The sequence below is a fragment of the Nocardia sp. AB354 genome (assembly GCF_049538315.1).
In the GTDB taxonomy this organism is placed as follows: Bacteria; Actinomycetota; Actinomycetes; order Mycobacteriales; family Mycobacteriaceae; genus Nocardia; species Nocardia nova.
Genome location: NZ_JBMVFU010000021.1, coordinates 44,455 through 62,358, shown reverse-complemented (window position 1 = coordinate 62,358; position 17,904 = coordinate 44,455). Strand labels below are relative to the sequence as shown.

At 70.0% G+C, this 17,904-nt stretch carries 16 protein-coding genes; 10 read left to right on the top strand and 6 right to left on the bottom strand.

Going from position 1 to position 17,904, the window contains the following annotated elements; all coding sequences use genetic code 11:
• The first annotated feature begins 88 nt into the window (after positions 1–88).
• Positions 89–3,712 (top strand): cobaltochelatase subunit CobN, encoded by a 3,624-nt coding sequence (gene cobN, locus ACPCUW_RS26060; RefSeq protein ID WP_423427708.1) that lies wholly within the window; start codon positions 89–91, stop codon positions 3,710–3,712.
• A gap of 94 nt (positions 3,713–3,806) precedes the next feature.
• A complete protein-coding gene (locus tag ACPCUW_RS26055; RefSeq protein ID WP_063013537.1) occupies positions 3,807–4,196 on the top strand; it encodes a PPOX class F420-dependent oxidoreductase in 390 nt (129 codons plus the stop codon).
• 30 nt (positions 4,197–4,226) lie between these two features.
• Here ACPCUW_RS26055 and ACPCUW_RS26050 read toward each other — a convergent pair whose 3' ends face one another.
• Together ACPCUW_RS26050 and map are read right to left on the bottom strand one after the other, a co-directional pair.
• On the bottom strand, positions 4,227–4,613 hold the full coding sequence (locus tag ACPCUW_RS26050) for a PPOX class F420-dependent oxidoreductase (RefSeq protein WP_063013539.1): 387 nt from the start codon (positions 4,611–4,613) through the stop codon (positions 4,227–4,229).
• A 112-nt stretch (positions 4,614–4,725) separates the two neighbouring features.
• Complete coding sequence (map, locus tag ACPCUW_RS26045) at positions 4,726–5,493, bottom strand: type I methionyl aminopeptidase (RefSeq protein WP_423427706.1); 768 nt, start codon at positions 5,491–5,493, stop codon at positions 4,726–4,728.
• Positions 5,494–5,570: 77 nt separating this feature from the next.
• Here map and ACPCUW_RS26040 point away from each other — a divergent pair, with 77 nt between their 5' ends.
• On the top strand, positions 5,571–5,834 hold the full coding sequence (locus ACPCUW_RS26040; RefSeq protein ID WP_030517033.1) for a helix-turn-helix domain-containing protein: 264 nt from the start codon (positions 5,571–5,573) through the stop codon (positions 5,832–5,834).
• 6 nt (positions 5,835–5,840) lie between these two features.
• Here ACPCUW_RS26040 and ACPCUW_RS26035 read toward each other — a convergent pair whose 3' ends face one another.
• Complete coding sequence (locus tag ACPCUW_RS26035; protein ID WP_423427704.1) at positions 5,841–6,488, bottom strand: TetR/AcrR family transcriptional regulator; 648 nt, start codon at positions 6,486–6,488, stop codon at positions 5,841–5,843.
• A gap of 97 nt (positions 6,489–6,585) precedes the next feature.
• Between ACPCUW_RS26035 and ACPCUW_RS26030 the strand changes: the two genes are divergently transcribed.
• Positions 6,586–7,089 (top strand): hypothetical protein, encoded by a 504-nt coding sequence (locus ACPCUW_RS26030; protein WP_423427702.1) that lies wholly within the window; start codon positions 6,586–6,588, stop codon positions 7,087–7,089.
• A gap of 16 nt (positions 7,090–7,105) precedes the next feature.
• On the opposite strand, the gene ACPCUW_RS26025 is transcribed toward ACPCUW_RS26030, so the two are convergent.
• Both ACPCUW_RS26025 and ACPCUW_RS26020 read right to left on the bottom strand, forming a co-directional pair.
• Positions 7,106–8,494 carry a metallopeptidase TldD-related protein gene (locus ACPCUW_RS26025; RefSeq protein ID WP_423427817.1) on the bottom strand — a complete coding sequence of 463 codons (1,389 nt, stop codon included), beginning with the start codon at positions 8,492–8,494 and terminating at the stop codon, positions 7,106–7,108.
• A gap of 118 nt (positions 8,495–8,612) precedes the next feature.
• A complete protein-coding gene (locus ACPCUW_RS26020; RefSeq protein ID WP_423427700.1) occupies positions 8,613–10,136 on the bottom strand; it encodes a TldD/PmbA family protein in 1,524 nt (507 codons plus the stop codon).
• Between the two features lie 206 nt (positions 10,137–10,342).
• Here ACPCUW_RS26020 and ACPCUW_RS26015 point away from each other — a divergent pair, with 206 nt between their 5' ends.
• Entirely contained in the window at positions 10,343–10,996 is a 654-nt protein-coding gene (locus tag ACPCUW_RS26015) for a TetR/AcrR family transcriptional regulator (protein WP_081879689.1), read from the top strand.
• Between the two features lie 7 nt (positions 10,997–11,003).
• Here ACPCUW_RS26015 and ACPCUW_RS26010 read toward each other — a convergent pair whose 3' ends face one another.
• On the bottom strand, positions 11,004–11,765 hold the full coding sequence (locus tag ACPCUW_RS26010) for a sulfite exporter TauE/SafE family protein (RefSeq protein WP_228816858.1): 762 nt from the start codon (positions 11,763–11,765) through the stop codon (positions 11,004–11,006).
• Between the two features lie 87 nt (positions 11,766–11,852).
• On the opposite strand from ACPCUW_RS26010, the gene ACPCUW_RS26005 reads away from it, so the two are divergent.
• From ACPCUW_RS26005 to lnt, 5 genes are all read left to right on the top strand, one after another.
• Positions 11,853–13,073 (top strand): sensor histidine kinase, encoded by a 1,221-nt coding sequence (locus ACPCUW_RS26005; RefSeq protein ID WP_181063949.1) that lies wholly within the window; start codon positions 11,853–11,855, stop codon positions 13,071–13,073.
• 31 nt (positions 13,074–13,104) lie between these two features.
• Entirely contained in the window at positions 13,105–13,764 is a 660-nt protein-coding gene (locus ACPCUW_RS26000) for a response regulator (protein ID WP_036501594.1), read from the top strand.
• A gap of 84 nt (positions 13,765–13,848) precedes the next feature.
• Positions 13,849–14,331, top strand: a complete 483-nt coding sequence (locus tag ACPCUW_RS25995; protein WP_063013551.1) for an FxsA family protein — start codon at positions 13,849–13,851, stop codon at positions 14,329–14,331.
• Positions 14,332–14,381: 50 nt separating this feature from the next.
• Positions 14,382–15,977: an amidohydrolase gene (locus ACPCUW_RS25990; protein WP_423427697.1), complete on the top strand. Its 1,596-nt coding sequence runs from the start codon at positions 14,382–14,384 to the stop codon at positions 15,975–15,977.
• Between the two features lie 107 nt (positions 15,978–16,084).
• Complete coding sequence (gene lnt / locus ACPCUW_RS25985; RefSeq protein WP_423427815.1) at positions 16,085–17,674, top strand: apolipoprotein N-acyltransferase; 1,590 nt, start codon at positions 16,085–16,087, stop codon at positions 17,672–17,674.
• Positions 17,675–17,904: the final 230 nt, after the last annotated feature.

Below are 17,904 nucleotides of genomic sequence, written 5' to 3'. Positions count from 1 at the left end.
CAATTCCGGTGCGGTCGCGCCACTGTGACAGTCAGACCCTCCGGGCGGGCGGCCGTATCCGCTATGGGCGCGTCACCCGAGGAGAACCGTGATCCTGCTGCTGTCCACGTCCGACACCGATCTGCTGTCCGCGCGCGCGAGCGGCGCCGACTATCGGCTCGCCAACCCGGCCCGGCTGCTGGTCGAGGATCTGCCGGGACTGCTCGAGGGCGCTGACCTGGTCGTGGTGCGCATCCTGGGCGGTCGCCGCGCCTGGGAGGAAGGGCTGGACGCGGTCCGCGCCGCGGGGATCCCGCTGGTGGCCCTGGGCGGCGAGATGGCGCCCGATGCCGAACTGATGGAGTGCTCGACGGTCCCGGGTGGCGTGGCCGCGGACGCGCACAACTATCTGGCCGCGGGCGGGCCCGGCAATTTGCGGCAGCTGCACAACTTCCTGTCCGACACCGTGCTGCTGACCGGTCACGGATTCGAGCCGCCGGTCCAGCTGCCCTCCTGGGGTGAGCTCGACCGCACGCCGAAGGAGTTGTCCGGCAACGATTCCCGGCTCGCCGACGCACCGACAGTGGCCGTGTTGTACTACCGCGCCCAGCACCTGGCCGGCAATACGGCCTACGTCGAGGCACTGTGCCGAGCGCTGGAACAGGCCGGCGCCCGCCCGCTGCCGCTGTACTGCGCGTCGCTTCGCAACGCCGAACCGGATCTGCTCGACACGCTGCGCCGCGCGGACGCGCTGGTGGTGACCGTGCTGGCCGCGGGCGGCACCAAACCCGCGACCGCGGCCGCCGGCGGCGACGACGAGGCCTGGGATATCGGCGCGCTCGCCGACCTGGATGTGCCGATCCTGCAGGGTCTGTGCCTGACCAGCGGCCGGGACCAGTGGGCGGACAACGACGACGGACTCTCGCCGCTGGATGTTGCCACCCAGGTCGCGGTGCCGGAATTCGACGGTCGGATCATCACGGTGCCGTTCTCGTTCAAGGAGTTCGACGCCGACGGTCTGTCGACCTATGTGCCCGATGCGGAGCGGGCGGCGCGGGTCGCGGGCATCGCGGTGCGCCACGCGCGGCTGCGGCATCTGCCCGTGGCGCAGCGCCGGATCGCGCTGATGCTGTCGGCGTATCCGACCAAACACGCCCGCATCGGCAATGCCGTCGGGCTGGACACCCCCGCCAGCGCGATCCGGCTGCTGACCGAGATGCGCACGGCCGGTTACGATCTCGGCGCGCCGGGCGAGGTTCCGGGGCTCGAGGAGCGCGACGGCGATGCGCTCATCCACGCGTTGATCGCCGCCGGTGGTCAGGATCCCGACTGGCTGAGCGCGGAACAGTTGGAGGGCAACCCGATTCGCATCGGCGCCCGGCAGTACTCGGACTGGTTCGCCACCCTGCCCGAGGAATTGCGCACCGCGGTCGTCGAGGCGTGGGGGCCGCCGCCGGGCGAACTGTTCGTCGACCGCTCCGCCGATCCGGACGGCGAAATCGTCATCGCCGCACTGCGTTTCGGCAATATCGTGCTGCTGGTGCAGCCGCCGCGCGGCTTCGGCGAGAATCCGGTCGCGATCTACCACGATCCGGATCTGCCGCCCAGCCACCACTATCTGGCGGTGTACCGGTGGTTGTCCGCGGCGGCAGGCGAGGGCGGATTCGGCGCCGACGCGATGGTGCATCTGGGCAAACACGGCAATCTGGAATGGCTGCCCGGCAAGACGCTGGGGATGTCGGCGGCCTGCGGCACCGACGCCGCCCTCGGCGATCTGCCGCTGATCTATCCGTTCCTGGTCAACGATCCCGGTGAGGGCACCCAGGCCAAGCGCCGCGCCCACGCCACGCTGGTCGACCACCTCATTCCCCCTATGGCCCGCGCGGAGACCTACGGCGATATCGCTCGCCTCGAACAGTTGCTCGACGAGCACGCCAACATCTCGGCGCTGGATCCGGCCAAGCTGCCCGCGATCCGCCAGCAGATCTGGACCCTGATGCGGGCCGCGAAGATGGACCACGACCTGGGGCTCGAGGAGCGACCGGACGAGGACACCTTCGACGACATGCTGCTGCACGTCGACGGCTGGCTGTGCGAGATCAAGGATGTGCAGATTCGCGACGGCCTGCACATCCTTGGGCAGGCCCCGGCCGGCGAGGGCGAACTGGATCTGGTGCTGGCCATGTTGCGCGCCCGCCAGCTCTGGGGTGGGGAAGTCGCGGTGCCGGGACTGCGCGAGGCGCTGGGGCTCGACGAATCCGGGGAAGAATCGCGCGAGCGCGTCGATGTCGTCGAGCAGCGCGCCCGGACGCTGCTGGCCGCACTGCAGGCCGCGGAGTGGTCGCCGGCGGCGGTGGAGGAGCTGGTGGCTCGCCACGAACCCGCCGCCCCGGACACCCTTGCGGCCGTATTGCGCTTCGCCGCAACCGAAGTCGTGCCCCGATTGCGGCAGACCGGAGTCGAGATCGAGCGGATCCTGCACGCCCTGGACGGTGGATTCATCCCGGCCGGGCCGAGTGGTTCGCCGCTGCGCGGTCTGATCAACGTGCTGCCGACCGGGCGGAACTTCTATTCCGTGGATCCGAAGGCGGTGCCGTCGCGGCTGGCCTGGGAGACCGGCCAGGCGATGGCGGATTCGCTGCTCGAGCGCTACCGCGCCGATCACGGCGACTACCCGCGATCGGTCGGGCTCTCGGTGTGGGGCACCTCGGCCATGCGGACCGCCGGTGACGATATCGCCGAGGTGTTCGCGCTGCTCGGGGTGCGGCCGGTGTGGGACGAGGCGAGCCGCCGGGTCACCCGCCTGGAGGTGGTCGACCTGGCCGAGCTGGGCCGCCCGCGCATCGACGTCACCGTGCGAATCTCCGGATTCTTCCGCGACGCGTTCCCGCACGTGCTGGCGCTGCTCGACGACGCGGTCCGGCTGGTCGCCGAGCTGGACGAACCGGCGGAATCGAATTACGTTCGCGCGCACACCGATTCTGATCTGGCCGAGCACGGTGACCGGCGCCGAGCCACCACCCGGATCTTCGGATCCAAACCCGGTACCTACGGCGCGGGTCTGCTGCAGTTGATCGACTCCAAGAGCTGGCGCACCGACGACGATCTGGCCCAGGTGTACACCACCTGGGGCGGCTACGCCTACGGCCGTGGCCTGGACGGCGCGCCGGCCGCCGACGATATGCGCGCGGCCTACCGGCGCATCGCGGTCGCGGCCAAGAACACCGACACCCGTGAGCACGACATCGCCGATTCCGACGACTACTTCCAGTACCACGGGGGCATGGTCGCCGCCGTCCGGGCGCTGACCGGCAAGAATCCCGAGGCCTACATCGGCGATTCGACGCGTCCCGACGCGGTGCGCACCCGCACCCTCTTCGAGGAGACCACCCGGGTGTTCCGCTCCCGCGTGGTCAATCCGCGCTGGCTCGAGGCGATGCGCCGGCACGGCTACAAGGGTGCGTTCGAGATGGCCGCGACGGTCGACTACCTGTTCGGTTACGACGCCACCACCAATGTCGTCGCCGACTGGATGTACGAAAAGCTCTCGGAGAGCTACGTTTTCGACGATGTGAACCGCAAGTTCATGACCGAGTCCAATCCGTGGGCACTGCACGGCATCGCCGAACGCCTGCTCGAGGCGGCCGAACGCAAACTGTGGGAGGCCCCGCAGCCGGAAACACTGGACCGGCTGCGGCAGATCTACCTCGAAACCGAGGGCGAACTCGAGTAGTGCGACCCGGTGCGGCCGCTACGTCGGCGGGCGCACCGGATCCTGCGCCGCGCGGCGGATGTGCGGGCGCGGGTTCGGCCCCTACCGTGGGGATATGACCTGGAACGAACTCGCACAGCAGAAGTACGTCCTGCTCACCACCTACAAGAAGGACGGCACGCCGGTCGGGGCCCCGGTCTGGGTGGCTCCCGACGGCGACCGGCTGGTGGTCTGGACCAATCCGAAGAGCTGGAAGGTGAAACGGCTGCACCGCAACGCCGCGGTGACGGTCCAGGCCTGCGACGCCCGCGGCCGCACGTCCGGATCGCCGGTGAGCGCCGGGACGGCGCGCGTCCTCGATGGCGACGGGACCGAACGGGTCCGCGATCTCATCGCCCACAAATACGGCGTGATCGGCACCCTGCTGATCCGCGGCCACAAGTTGATCTTCGGCAAGGATCGCTCGGTCGGGCTGGCGATCACCGCCCAACCGGCGGGGCAGTGACCACCGCCGATCGAGTGAGATCGTCTCGGATCAGGCTGGGGCAGCGGCGATTTCGATGCCGATCGTGCCCTTGCGGCCGCGCCGCAGCACGCTGCCGGTGACGATCAGCCAACCCATGAGCGAATACTTGCGCTTGATCAGCTGCCGGGTCCGGTCGCTGCCCTCCTCGTCGAGCACCCGGGCGGTGCCGCGCACGATCTCCCCGTGCGGCTTACCCGACACGCTGCAGGGCTGCAAGGTGACGTCCGGATTGCGCCGCACCCGCTTGACCTTCCAGGCCGCGGTCTCGGTCCAGACGTACAACTTCGCATCGTCGAGCGCCGCCCACACCGGGGTCGCGACCGGTGTGCCGTCCTTCTTGTAGGTGGTGAGCAGAACGTAGTTCGCGGTACCGGCGGGGCCGAAAGGATTGTCCACGACTGCCGAGCCTAATCGGTCGGGCCCGGAGGCGGCGGCGGAGCGTCACCGGCCTCCGTCCCCCGATCCGGCTCCGAACGACACTGCCTGATCGGCATGGCCCAGGGGTGAATCATGCCGTGTGGGTGAGGATTCGGGGGCCCGCGTCGGTGATGGCCACGGTGTGTTCGGAATGTGCGGTGCGCGAGCCGTCGGCGGAACGGATCGTCCATCCGTCCGGATCGGTGATGATGCGATCGGTGGTGCGGGCGAACCAGGGTTCGATCGCGATGGTCAGGCCGGGGACGAGCCGCATGCCGCGCCCGGCGCGACCGGCGTTCGGAACGTGCGGATCCTCGTGCATGGTGCGGCCGAGCCCGTGGCCGCCGAATTCGGTGTTGACGGGGTAGCCGTGCCGCCGCGCGACGCCCGCGATGGCCGCGGAGATGTCGCCGAGCCGCCCTCCCGGCCAGGCGACCTCGACGGCGGCGGCCAAGGCCTCCTCGGTCGCGGCCACCAGCCGGGCGTCCTCGGGATCGGCGGCGCCGACGATGGTGCTGACCGCGGCGTCGGCGACCCAGCCGTCGACCGAGACCGCCAGATCCATGGTCAGCACATCACCGTCGCGCAACCGGTAGTCGTAGGGGAGTCCGTGCAGAACCGCGTCGTTGACCGACAGGCAGACGGTGTTGCGGAACGGGCCGCGCCCGAACGAAGGCGCGTAGTCCCAATAGCACGACACCGCCCCTCGTTCCCGGATGCGCTGCCGCACATACTTTTCCAGATCGAGCAGATTCACCCCGACCTCGGCCCGCTCCCGCAGCTCCGCGAGCACCTCGGCGACGAAGCGTCCGGCCACGCCCATCCGCTCGATCTCGGCGGCTGTCTTCAGTTCGACCACGAAACCTCCCCGGTATCGGTATTTATATACCGACTCTAACCGTAGCGGTATTTGAATACCAGCTCTATGCTGGGGGCATGGTTCGACTTCCGCTGACCCCGGCCCAGGTAGAGGCCGGTCGTCGCCTGGGCGCGCATCTACGTGCGGTCCGGGGCGATCGGGACCCCGTGGAGATCGCCCGCGCGGCCGGCATCTCACCGGAAACGCTGCGCAAGATCGAATCCGGCCGGCTGCCCAGCCCGGCGTTCGGCACCGTCGTCGGACTCTCCGGGGCGCTCGGAATTCCGCTGCAGGAGTTGGCCGAGGTGTGGCAGTCCGCCCGCCTCAGCGCCTCGGCCTAGCGGTAACTAGGAGTTTTCCGCGCGGAACAGGGGAAGGGTCGCGTCGGCTATCGCCTCTGGGGAGGGGAGTGCGGCCCGTGCCTCCGGCGGGCTCATTCGCGACTGGAGTGCTCGCTGGTGGGCTGCGCCCACGAGCAGTAATGCGGCGGTGCGTGGTTCGGTGACGATGTGGTGGCGGGCCGACAGGTGTCCGATCACCACGTCCAGGGCGCGATGCGGGCCCAGATCGAAGTCGCGGCTGCGTTCCGAGTACACCGCGCGCAATTCGGCGTCGGAGTCGATCGCCGCCATGACCGGTAGCGCGGCACGGAAGAAGTCCTCCAGCACGGTCACCAGGTGCACGAGATCGCTTCGCAGATCGGCGGATTCGGCCGCGTCCGCGGAATGGGACGAATCGGCGAGCATATCCTTCAGCGGCCGCAGGTGATGCTGGATCACCGCTTGGAGCAGGCCGGTGCGATCGCCGAAGTGATAGAAGATGCTCGACTCGGCGACGCCCGCGCGAGTGGCGACTTCCTTGGTGGTGAGCCGGGCGACCCCGGAACCGGTGAGGACGTCCTGTGCGGCCACGATGACAGCCTCCCGCACTCCGCTGCGCGGCCGCCCCCGGGTGCGTGTGGGCGGTTCGGTGTTCTGGGCGTGCTGGCGCGGCACCGCGTGTTCCTTCCGATCGGTTCGTGCCCTTGCAGTATGCCGCAACCCGTCGTATTTTCTGAGTAGGCACTCGAAAATACTGATCGGAGCTGTCGACATGTCCACTCCCGGCACACCCCCATCAGCCGGAACCGCCCGCGAATCGGCGGGCCGGGGCCGGTTGCGCATGCAGACGGCGGTCGACGCCGGCATGCGCGCCCTGTTGCGGTCGCCGCTGCATCGCCTGCTCAGCGCGAAATTGATGATCGTCACCGTGGTCGGGTGCAAAACCGGCCGCGTCTACGCGAATCCGGTCGGCTACGCCGAATCCGACGGCGCACTGCTGGTCGGCACCGCGGCGGGCTGGCGGCGCAATCTGCGGCCGGGCGAACCGGTGCGGATCACCTGGCGCGGCCGGGAGCGGCTCGCGGACTGGGAGGTGATCTCCGGTGAAGAGGAGATCGCCGAGCCCTACCGCATCATCCTCACCCAGAATCCGACGCACGGCCGCTTCGCCGGTATCAGCCTCGATGCCGACGGCAACGTCGACCGGGAACAGCTGCGCGCCGCCCTCGGCCGCGGCACGGTGGTCGTGCGGCTGCGGCCGCGATCGATGCGCTGAGTGCGGGTGACCGCGCTCAGGTGGCCTGGCTGACCGAGGACATGTGGAAGTCGGGGATCCGCATCGGCGGCATGGCCGTGCGGGTGAACCAGTCCTTCCATTCGCGCGGCAGCGTGATCTCGGTGGCGCCGACCTCGGTGGCGCGGCGCAGCAGATCCAGCGGGCTCTCGTTGAAGCGGAAGTTGTTGACCGCGGCGGTGACCGCGCCGTCCTCCACCAGGTACACGCCGTCGCGAGTCAGGCCGGTCTGCAACAGCGTGGCCGGATCGACCTCGCGGATGTACCACAGACAGGTCAGCAACAGGCCACGCTCGGTGGTGGCGATCATCTGCTCGAGGGTGGTGTCCGTCCCGCCGCTCAGCAGCAGATTCTCACCGGCCACCGTGACCGGAGCGTCGTACTGCGCGGCCACTGCGCGCGGATAGATCAGCGACTCGATCACTCCCTCGCGCAGCCAGTCCACGCGACCGGCCGAGAGACCGTTGTCGAAGATCGAGGAGGTCTCCGATGAGGCGGCGGTCGCGACGAACGGCCGGTACTCCAAACCCGCGGCAGTCGGATCCGAGTACAACGTCAGCGGCAGGTCGGTGAGCCGCTCCCCGATGCGGGTGCCGCCGGCCCGGGCGAATGCGGTGTGGCCCTCGTGGGCGCCGCGTCCGTCCATCGACCACAGCATCGGAATCAGCAGGTCGGCGACCGCCGAGGGCGGCAGCAGGGTGGGATAGCGACCGGCCGGCAGCTCGACCCGGCGGGCACACCAGTCCAGGCGCCCGCTCAGCTCGGCCAGCAGTGCGGTGACGCCGATATCGGTGAAGTCGGCGGTCGGCGCGCCCACCCAGGCGCTCGCGGGATCGCCGTCCCCGCCGCGTTTGCCGTTGATCTCGATGGATCCGGTGGGCTCGGTCCACCGGCGGCGAATGCCGGTGGAGGTGCCCAGCCAGGTGGTGTGCAGCTGATGATGGGCGAAACCGTAGAGCCGGTCGGCGCCGGCGAACCCGACCGCGAGCTCACCGGCGAGTCCGGTGAATACCTCGATGCCGGTCTCGCGCACGGGGCCCGCCCACTCCGAATCCAGGTGTGCGCCCGCGGTTTCCGGGTCCAGCAGCGGCATCGCGTCCGCGGCGGGCTCGGCCGTGCGAGCCGCCTCTTCGGCGCTGCGCACCACGGCCTCGATCTCGGCCGGATCCACGCTCGTGGAACCGGCACTGCCCACCCGCGCCGAGCGTGGGCCCTCGCGCAGGATCGACACCACCGCCCAGGATCGTGACACCGACGACCCGTTGGTGGTCATGGAATTGCCGGCCCAGCGCAGCGAGGCCTCGGACGCGTCGGTGACGATGACGATCGTCTCGTCCGCGCGCGCGACGGCCAGCGCCCGCTCCACGACCTCCGCGCCGTGCATCATCGTCACCGACCGGCCTCCCGCGTTGTGTGCCAATTCCGAATCGTGGCCATTACCCCGCCTCCTGTGTGGCGGGACCCCCGCACCCGGTCGGCGCGGCGAGTGGCTGCGCGAGGGTTACTCACCCCGCCTCCTGGCGGGTGTTGAGGATGTTCACCCCGCGCACCAGCACCGACGGACATCCGTGCGATACCGCCGCGACCTGGCCGGGCTGGGCCTTACCGCAGTTGAACGCCCCGCCGAGGACCCAGGTCGACGGGCCGCCGACGGCTTCCATCGCGCCCCAGAAGTCGGTGGTGGTGGCCTGGTAGGCGACGTCGCGCAGCTGACCGGCCAACTCCCCGTTGCGGATCCGGAAGAACCGCTGCCCGGTGAACTGGAAGTTGTAGCGCTGCATGTCGATCGACCAGGACCGGTCGCCGACGATGTAGATCCCGTCCTCGACGCGCGAGATCAGCTCGGCGGTGCTGGTATCGGACTCCGGATCGGGCTGCAGGGACACGTTGGCCATGCGCTGGATGGGCACGTGATGGGCGGAATCGGCGTAGGAGCACCCGTTGGACCGGGGCACCCCGAGACGAGGCGCGAAGACCCGGTCGAGCTGATAGCCGACCAGGATGCCGTCGCGCACCAGATCCCAGCGCTGCCCGGCCACCCCCTCGTCGTCGTAGCCGACCGTCGCGAGGCCGTACTCCTGGGTCCGGTCGCCGGTGACGTGCATGATCGGGGTGCCGTAGCGCAGCGTCCCGAGCTTGTCGGGAGTGGCGAAGGAGGTTCCGGCGTAGGCCGATTCGTAGCCGATCGCGCGATCGTATTCGGTGGCGTGGCCGATGGATTCGTGAATCGTCAGCCACAGATTGGTCGGGTCGATCACCAGGTCGGTGGGGCCCGGCGTCACCGACGGCGCGGCGACCTTCTCGGCCAGCCACTGCGGCATCCGTGCCAGTTCCTCGTTCCAGTCCCAGACGCCGTCGGCGCCGGTGACGTACTCCCAGCCGCGCCCGGCCGGGGCGGCGAGGGTCCGCATGGTCTCGAAACCCCCCGTCGCGGCGTCGACGGTGATCGCCTCGAGTTGCGGATGCAGTCGCACCCGCTGCTGGGTGATCGTGGAACCCGCGGTGTCGGCGTAGTAGGTCTGCTCCTTGACCTGCAGCACCGATGCCGTCACGTGATCGATGCCCGCGGCCGAGGTCAGGCGCTGCGAATAGTCCTGCAGCAGCGCGACCTTCTCCGGCGTGGGCACGGTGAACGGGTCCACCTGGTAGGGCGAGCCCCAGGTCGCGTCGCGATAGACCGGTTCGCCGGCGAGTTCGACCCGCTCGCGGTTGAGCGCCCGCAGCGTCGCCGCGACGGTGACCGCGCGCTGGGCCACCGCCACGGCGGTCGCGGGTGTCAGTTCGCAGTGCGAGGCGAAACCCCAGGTGCCGTCGACGATCACGCGGACCGCGAAGCCCAGGTCGTCGGCATTGTCGATGGATTCGACGCGGCCGTCGCGCAACCGGATCGATTGCGTCAGCAGCCGATGCACCCGCAGATCGGCGTACTCGGCGCCGGCCGCGCGCGCCGCCGTCAAGGCCGCATCGGTCAGGGCGGCCAGCGGCAGCGCGCGGAACTGGTCGTCCACGGCCGCAGATGCGATGCTCACCCGGCCTACGCTAATTGCTGAACGCCGGCCGGGCCACCGGATCGGCCGACGGGTGCGGCGAAACACTCTGGGGCCCAACGCGACACGCCGTGCATGATTGCAGACGATGCAAACATGCACGAAATGCGGTGTGGCACGGACTGAAACGCGCGCGAAACGCGCAGCCTGCCGCAGGTTGCGGCGCCGATGGCGTACTGTCTGCCCGCGTGCCGCCATCCGCACTCCGTGACCGTAAGCGGGAACGCACCCGCCGCGCCCTCCTCGAGGCTGCCGCCGATCTGTTCGAATCCCGCGGCTACGAGGCGACCACCGTCGCCGATATCGCCGCGACCGCCGAGGTGGGTACGAGGACGTTCTTCAACTACTTCGAGAGCAAAGAGGAACTGCTCTTCCCCGAACCCGATGAACGCGTCACCGCGGCGGTGGCCGCGATCGCGAGCCGTCGTGCCGACGAACGACCCGTCGAGGTGCTGCTGCGCGCGCTGCGGGCCGCCGGGGACAATCCCGGTGATCACCTCGGCGACGATCTGGCGGCCCGCATCGCCGTGTTGCGGGCCCAGGTCTCGCGCACCGTGCCCGCCGTCAGCGGCCGGGCCGCGCACGCCCAGCTGGCCGCGCAGCAGGAGATCGCGCGGCGGCTGCGCGACGCCTTCCCCGACGAATTGGACGAGGTCGGCGCGGCCGCGCTGGTCGGCGCCGTCGTCGGGGCGGTGTCGGGTGCGCTGACCGTGCTGTTCTCCGGCCGCCACGCGATCGAGGACGGGGAACGGCTGCATCGCACCATCCGCGAGACCACCTCGCGGGTGCTGGCGCCCTGGCTCTCGGCCGGCCGGCATCTGACCGCGGAGGCGCGCTGCTGAGCGCCGCTCAGCCGAACTGCTGCCAGCCCAGGCGCACCACCATCGCGGTCACCACGATCAGCAGCACCGCGCGCACGAACCCGGCCCCGCGCGCGATCGCCATCCGCGAACCCACCACGGAGCCCGCGATATTCGCCACCGCCATGCCCAGGCCCACCGACCAGATGATGTGCCCGGTGGCGGCGAGCAGGATCAGCGCGCCGAGATTGGATCCGCAGTTGATCACCTTCGCCATGGCCGCGGCGCGCACGAACTCGGTACCGAGCAGGGTGGCGAAGGAGATGATCAGGAAGGTGCCGGTACCGGGGCCGACCAGCCCGTCGTAGCCGCCGATCAGCCCGGCCGACAGGCCCACCACCAGGATCGTGCGGCGCCGGGTCGGCGGGTGGGTCGCCATCGTCACCCCGATCGAGGGCCGCGTCGCCACCACGATCGCGACACCGATCAGCACCGTCATCACGATCGGGATGAAATAGCGCCGGTCGATCAGGGCCACCGCGGCCGAACCGGCGGCCGCCGCGCACGCCGCGATCGCCGCACCCGACAGCATGAGCGGCCATCGCATCGGCACCCGGCGCGCGAAAGTCAGCGCGGCGGCACTGGTTCCGGCGAATGCGGCGATCTTGTTCGTGCCCAGCGCGGTCTGCGGGGGCAGCGTCGGCGCCACCAGCAGCAGTGTCGGCAGAATGATCAATCCGCCACCGCCCACCACCGCGTCCACCCATCCTGCGGCCGTGGCCGCGGGCAGCAGCACCGCCCACTCGGCCATACCCACGGCGGCGACCCAATCAGAGTCGGCGACGTGCGGCAAATCGTGGCGCGCGGTGTCGAGGTGGCGGCCACCTAGGCTGAGCGAGTGCGCCGATTCAGTCTGTGGCTCCGTGGCAAACCCATGGTCGCCGATTCCATCCTCGCGGCCGCACTGGTGCTGTTGGATCTGCTCACGCTCGGCGGCAAGGATCATGCGATCGTCTATCTGATCCTCGGGCTGCTGGTTCCGGTGCCGGTGATCTGGCGGCGCAGCTATCCGCGGGCCAGTGCGGTCGCCCTGCTGGTGCTGTCGATCACCACCAGCGCGGTGAGCGTGGTCCTGCACGAGGATCTGCAGCCGCCGGCGCTGCTGGCGGTCGGCGTCGCGCTCTACACCCTCGTCGCGTACGTGGGTCGGCGCGAGGGTTTGCTGTATCTGGTCGGCCTCGCCGTGGACGGGGCGTTCTCGCTGGCCGTGGTCGACCAGTCGGTGCCGATCGTCATCGGCTTCCTGATCATGTTCTACGCGCTGTGCTGGACCCTCGCGGAATTCCTCGGCGCCCGCCACGCCTACGACGCCGAGGTCGCGGCCCGGCTCGCCGTCGCCGACTACGACCGCGAACGCAGCGCCCACGACGCGGTCTCGGCCGAACGCACCCGCATCGCCCGCGAACTCCACGATGTGGTCGCCCACGCGGTCAGCGTCATCATCGTGCAGGCCGACGGGGCGAAATACGCGCTGCGCCGCGACCCCGAGGTCGCCGAACAGGCGCTGGCCACCATCGCCGGCACCGGCCGCGAGGCGCTGCGGGAACTGCGCCGCACGGTGGAACTGCTGCGCACCGAGCACGCCCCGGAGCAGCTGCCGCAACACGGCACCGCCGGACTGGCGAAGGTGGTGGAGATGATGCGCAGCGCCGGGCTGGCCGTGGAACTGGAACTCACCGGGGAACTCGACGATGTCGCCCCCGAGGTGAGCCTCGGCATGCACCGCATCGTGCAGGAATCGCTGACCAACACCTTCCGCCACGCCGGCCCCGACCCACAGGCCTGGGTGCGGGTGCGGCGGCGCGACGCGGACGTGCTGGTCGAGGTGCTCGACCGCGGCGACGCCGGGCCGTCCGCGACCGGGTCCACCGTGGCCACGCAGGCTCCCGTCGTGGACGACACCGCGCTGCGCAACGGCATCGCCGGCAGCGGACTGGGACTGGTCGGGATGCGGGAGCGGATCGCGGTACTCGGCGGCACCCTCGAGGTGGGACGACGTCCCGAGGGCGGCTGGCGCGTCTGCGCCACCATTCCCCTGCAGCGTGAACTACCCGACTGACCGGGCGAGGAGTCCCGGTTAGATTGGTGCGGTGCCGATCACCGTACTCGTCGTCGACGATCAGGAACTCATGCGTGCCGGACTCAAGATGGTGCTGGGCGCGCACCCGGACGTCGACGTCGTCGCCGAGGCCGACAACGGCGCGACCGCCGTGCGCCTGGCCGGTGAGCTGGCCCCCGACGTGGTGCTGATGGATGTGCGGATGCCGGTGGTCGACGGCGTCGCCGCCACCGCTCAGATCCTCGAATCCGGGTGTGGCAGCCGGGTTCTGGTGATGACCACCTTCGATCTCGACGAACACGCACTCGGCGCCCTGCGGGCCGGCGCCAGTGGTTTCCTGCTCAAGGACACCCCGCCCGAGGATCTGATCTCCGCCATCCGCAGCGTCGCGGCCGGTGACGCCGTGGTCTCGCCGAAGGTGACCAAACGGCTGCTGAACCGGCTGATCGCCGCCGACCCCGCCCGCGTGCGCGACCCATCGGTGCTCGACGTGCTCACCGCGCGCGAACGCGAGGTGCTCGAACAGATCGCCGCCGGGCGCTCCAACGCCGAGATCGCCGCCGAGCTGTATCTCTCGGAAGCCACGGTCAAGACTCACGTCGGCCGGGTGCTGACCAAACTGGGACTGCGCGACCGGGTGCAGGCGGTCGTGCTGGCCTATGAAACCGGGCTGGTCACGCCCGGTACCTGACCGGGTGAGCGACGATATGCCCGAATCGGGAGAAAAACGGGGTCGTCGCGCGTTGGGCAGGGTAGATCGTGGAAAGGATCGCCGATGCCCGCCCTGTTGTTCGCCCTCTATCTCGTCGTCGAGATCGCGGCGCTGGTCGTGGTCGGCCACCTCATCGGTGCCGTGCCGACCATTCTGCTGCTCATCGCCGGGTCCGCGCTCGGGCTGATCCTGGTGCGTTCCCAGGGCCGCCGGGTCTTCCAGCAGTTCCGTCGTGCCCGCCGCGGCGAGATCGCCCCGGGAACCGCCGTCGCCGACGGCGCGCTGGTCGGGGTGGGCGCGCTGCTGATGTTCGTTCCCGGCCTGGTCACCTCGGTATTCGGACTGCTACTGCTTCTTCCCACCCGCGCGCTGCTGCGACCGCTGGTCTCGGCCGCGGCGCTGCGGCGCATCGACCGGCTGACCATGGCCACCGGCTATCGCGGCGTGGTGGTGGAACCCTCCGGGGAGGTCGTGGACGGTGTGGTCGTCGAGCAGTACTACGACGACGGTCAAGGTCACGCGCGGCGCATGATCGACCCCCGCTGACCGACCCGCACTGATCGCGGGCCGCCGGCCGTGCGGCACACTGGTCACCCGTGAGTACCCAGTTGCTGGTCGGCGGCCGAATCTACAGTTCCAGTTCCCCCGATGCCACCACGATGGCAATCACCGACGGCACCGTGGTCTGGCTGGGCGCCGAGCGCCCCGGCCGCGCTTTGCACCCCGACGCCGAAATCGTCGATCTGGACGGCGCTTTCGTCGCCCCGGCCTTTGTCGATCCGCACGTGCACGTCACCGCGCTCGGCCTGCAACTGACGGGTTTGGACCTGTCCCAGGCGAATTCGCTGGCACAGTGCCTGGATCTGGTACGCGAGTACGCCGCCACCCATACCGGAACGATCATCGGCGACGGCTGGGACGAAACCCGCTGGCCCGAGGGCCGCCCGCCCACCGTCGACGAGATCGATGCCGCCGCCGGGACCGGCCGTCCGGCCTATCTGGCCCGCGTGGACGCCCATTCCGCGGTCGCCTCGACCGCGCTGCTCGACGCGGTGAGCGGCGTTCGCGCGGCCGCGGGTTACACCGCCGGCGCACCGCTTCGCGCCGACGCGCATCACCTCGTTCGCGAGGCCGCACTCGACGGTCTCGACCGCGCTCAGCGCGACCGGGCTCGGGCCGACGCACTCGATTACGCGGCCGCGCACGGTGTGGTCGCCGTCCACGAATGTGCGGGCCCGCAGATCGCAGGGCGCACCGATGTGCGCGAATTGCTGGAATTCGAGCACGATGTGCAGGTGCGCGCGTACTGGGGTGAGGCCGTCACCTCGGCCGAGGAGGCGCGGGCGCTGCTCGGCGAACTCGGTGTACACGGGCTGGCCGGCGACCTGTTCGTCGACGGCTCGTTCGGTTCCCACACCGCCTGGCTGCGCGAACCCTATGCTGACCGCGACACCACCGGTGTCTCCTACCTCGACGCCGCGGCGATCGCCGCCCATGTCCGGGCCTGCACCGAGGCCGGGATTCAAGCCGGATTCCACGCCATCGGCGACGCCGCTATCGATGCGGTGGTCGAGGGCTTCGCCCGGGTCGCCGGCGAACTCGGCGCACCGGCGGTGGCCACCCGCGGCCACCGGCTCGAACATGCCGAACTGCTCGATGCCGGGCAGATCGCGAAACTGGCCGAATTCGGCGTGATCGCCAGCGTGCAACCGGGATTCGACGCCGCGTGGGGGGGCGCCGAGGGGATGTACGCCACCCGGCTGGGCGCCGAACGCGCCGCGGCCACCAACCCGTTCGCGGCGATGGCCGCCGCCGGTATCTCGCTGGCGATCAGCTCCGATGCCCCGGTGACGGCGCTGAACCCGTGGGAGGCCATCCGCGCGGCCGCGAACCACCGCACCCGGGGCCACCACATCTCCCCGCGCGCCGCTTTCGCCGCCGCCACCCGCGGCGCATGGCGGGCCGGCGGTGTGCGCGATGGTGTCGCCGGAACCCTGGTTCCGGGCGCTCCCGCCAACTATGCGGTGTGGGACGCCGCGGAACTCGTCGTCGCCGCGGCATCGGACACGGTCCAGCGCTGGTCCACCGATCCGCGCTCCCGCGTCCCCGGCCTTCCGTCCTTGGAAGAGGGCGCCGAACTCCCGCGCTGCCTGCGGACCGTCCGCGACGGAGTGACGATCTATACAGCCTGAGGAAACAACGCGACGGAGACCGACCGCGCTTTCCGCGAAAGTGTCGCCGCCGCCGCGGAGCCCCGGCCGGCGGGAACCGCGCGCTATCCCAGTAGGCTGGCGCGGTGCTGGGCGTGACGTGGCGGGTATGGGGGAGGATCGGGGCCGCTGTCGTCGCCGGGCTGTTGGTGTTCGCGAGCTTTCCGCCGCGTACCTGCTGGTATCTCGCGCCGATCGGGATCGCGATCCTCACCCTGACGGTGCGGGACGCGGCGAGGTTGCGCGGCGGCTTCGGCTACGGACTGCTGGCGGGGCTCGCGTTCTTCCTGCCGTTGCTGCCGTGGACCGGCATCTACGTCGGCCCGGTGCCGTGGCTGGCGCTCTCGACAGCATGCGCGGTGTATGTCGGCTTGTTCGGGCTGCTGTCGCGGCTGGTGTGCCCCCTGCCGGGCTGGCCGGTATGGGTCGCGCTGATGTGGACTCTCACCGAATGGGGACGCTCCAGCTTTCCGTTCGGCGGATTTCCGTGGGGCCGACTCGCTTTCGGGCAGGCCGACGGCTGGTACCTGCCGCTGGCCTGGCTCGGTGGCGCGCCGGTGGTGAGCTTCGCGGTGGCCCTGACCGGAACCGTTCTGGCGGCGCTTCTGCTTCGGTTGCGCCCGCAGGCATACCAACCGCGTGCGGTCGTAATTATCACTCTCGCAACGGTTGTGGCTATTATCCCGATTACCGGAGTGATCCTCCGGACCGCGCTGCCCGCCCCGGACGACGGAGACCGGTCGATCACGGTCGCCGCTATCCAGGGCAGCGTGCCGCGGCTGGGCCTGGACTTCAACGCCCAGCGCCGGGCCGTGCTGGACAATCACATTCGCCGTACCGAGGAACTGGCCCGCGCGGTCGCCGCCGGGACCGCCGCCCAGCCGGATGTGGTGATCTGGCCGGAGAATTCCTCCGATATCGACCCGCTGCGCAATTCCGACGCCTACGACGAGATCACCGCCGCCTCCCGCGACATCCACGCCCCGATCCTGGTGGGCGCCGTACTCGTCAACGACGACCGCACCACCACCAATTCGGTGATCGTGTGGGACGCCGACGGGCCGGGGGAGCGCCACGACAAGAAGATCATCCAGCCTTTCGGCGAATACCTGCCCTATCGTGGCTTCTTCCGGCACTTCTCCGACTACGCCGACCGCGCCGGCTACTTCGTACCGGGCCACGGCGACGGGGTCGTGCACGCCCGCTCGGCCGGCGGTGGGCCGATGGTCGCGATCGGCGTGGCGACCTGCTATGAGGTCGCCTTCGACCGGGCGTTCGAGGATTCGCTGCGCGCCGGCGCGCAGTTGCTCACCGTGCCGACGAACAACGCCACCTTCGGCGACAGCGATATGACCTATCAGCAGTTGGCCATGTCGCGGGTGCGGGCAGTCGAACACGGCCGGGCGCTCGTGGTCGCCGCGACCACCGGTGTCAGCGCGGTCGTCACCGCCGACGGCACGGTGCGCCAGCACACCGGGAAATTCGTGCCCGCCGCACTCGAGGCGACGTTGCCGTTGCGCAGCGAAACGACACCCGCGACCGCGATGGGACCCCTGCCGGAACGGATGTTGTGTATTCTTGCTGCGGCCGTCGCCCTGGTCGCGGCTACTCGGTGGCGAACGACGCGTTCGACTCGTCGTGCCGATGAGGACGTCACCGGCGATCCGGCATTCGATTGACGGCCGCCGCAGCTGTTCCGGACAATCACACATCGCGTATACCCGCGAATCGGCATTTCTCACAACCTCGATTTCGCGGGCCGTCCGATCGCATTCGCCGGCCGGTTGCGTCACCGGCTACGTCGCGCCGTCGCTCCTGCCGTCGACGGGCACGCTGAGCTGCTAGGCCGTTGTTTGCGGTGAAATAGCTGTCCAATTGCTTTATCTGCCTGAGGTGTTCGCGGCCGAAG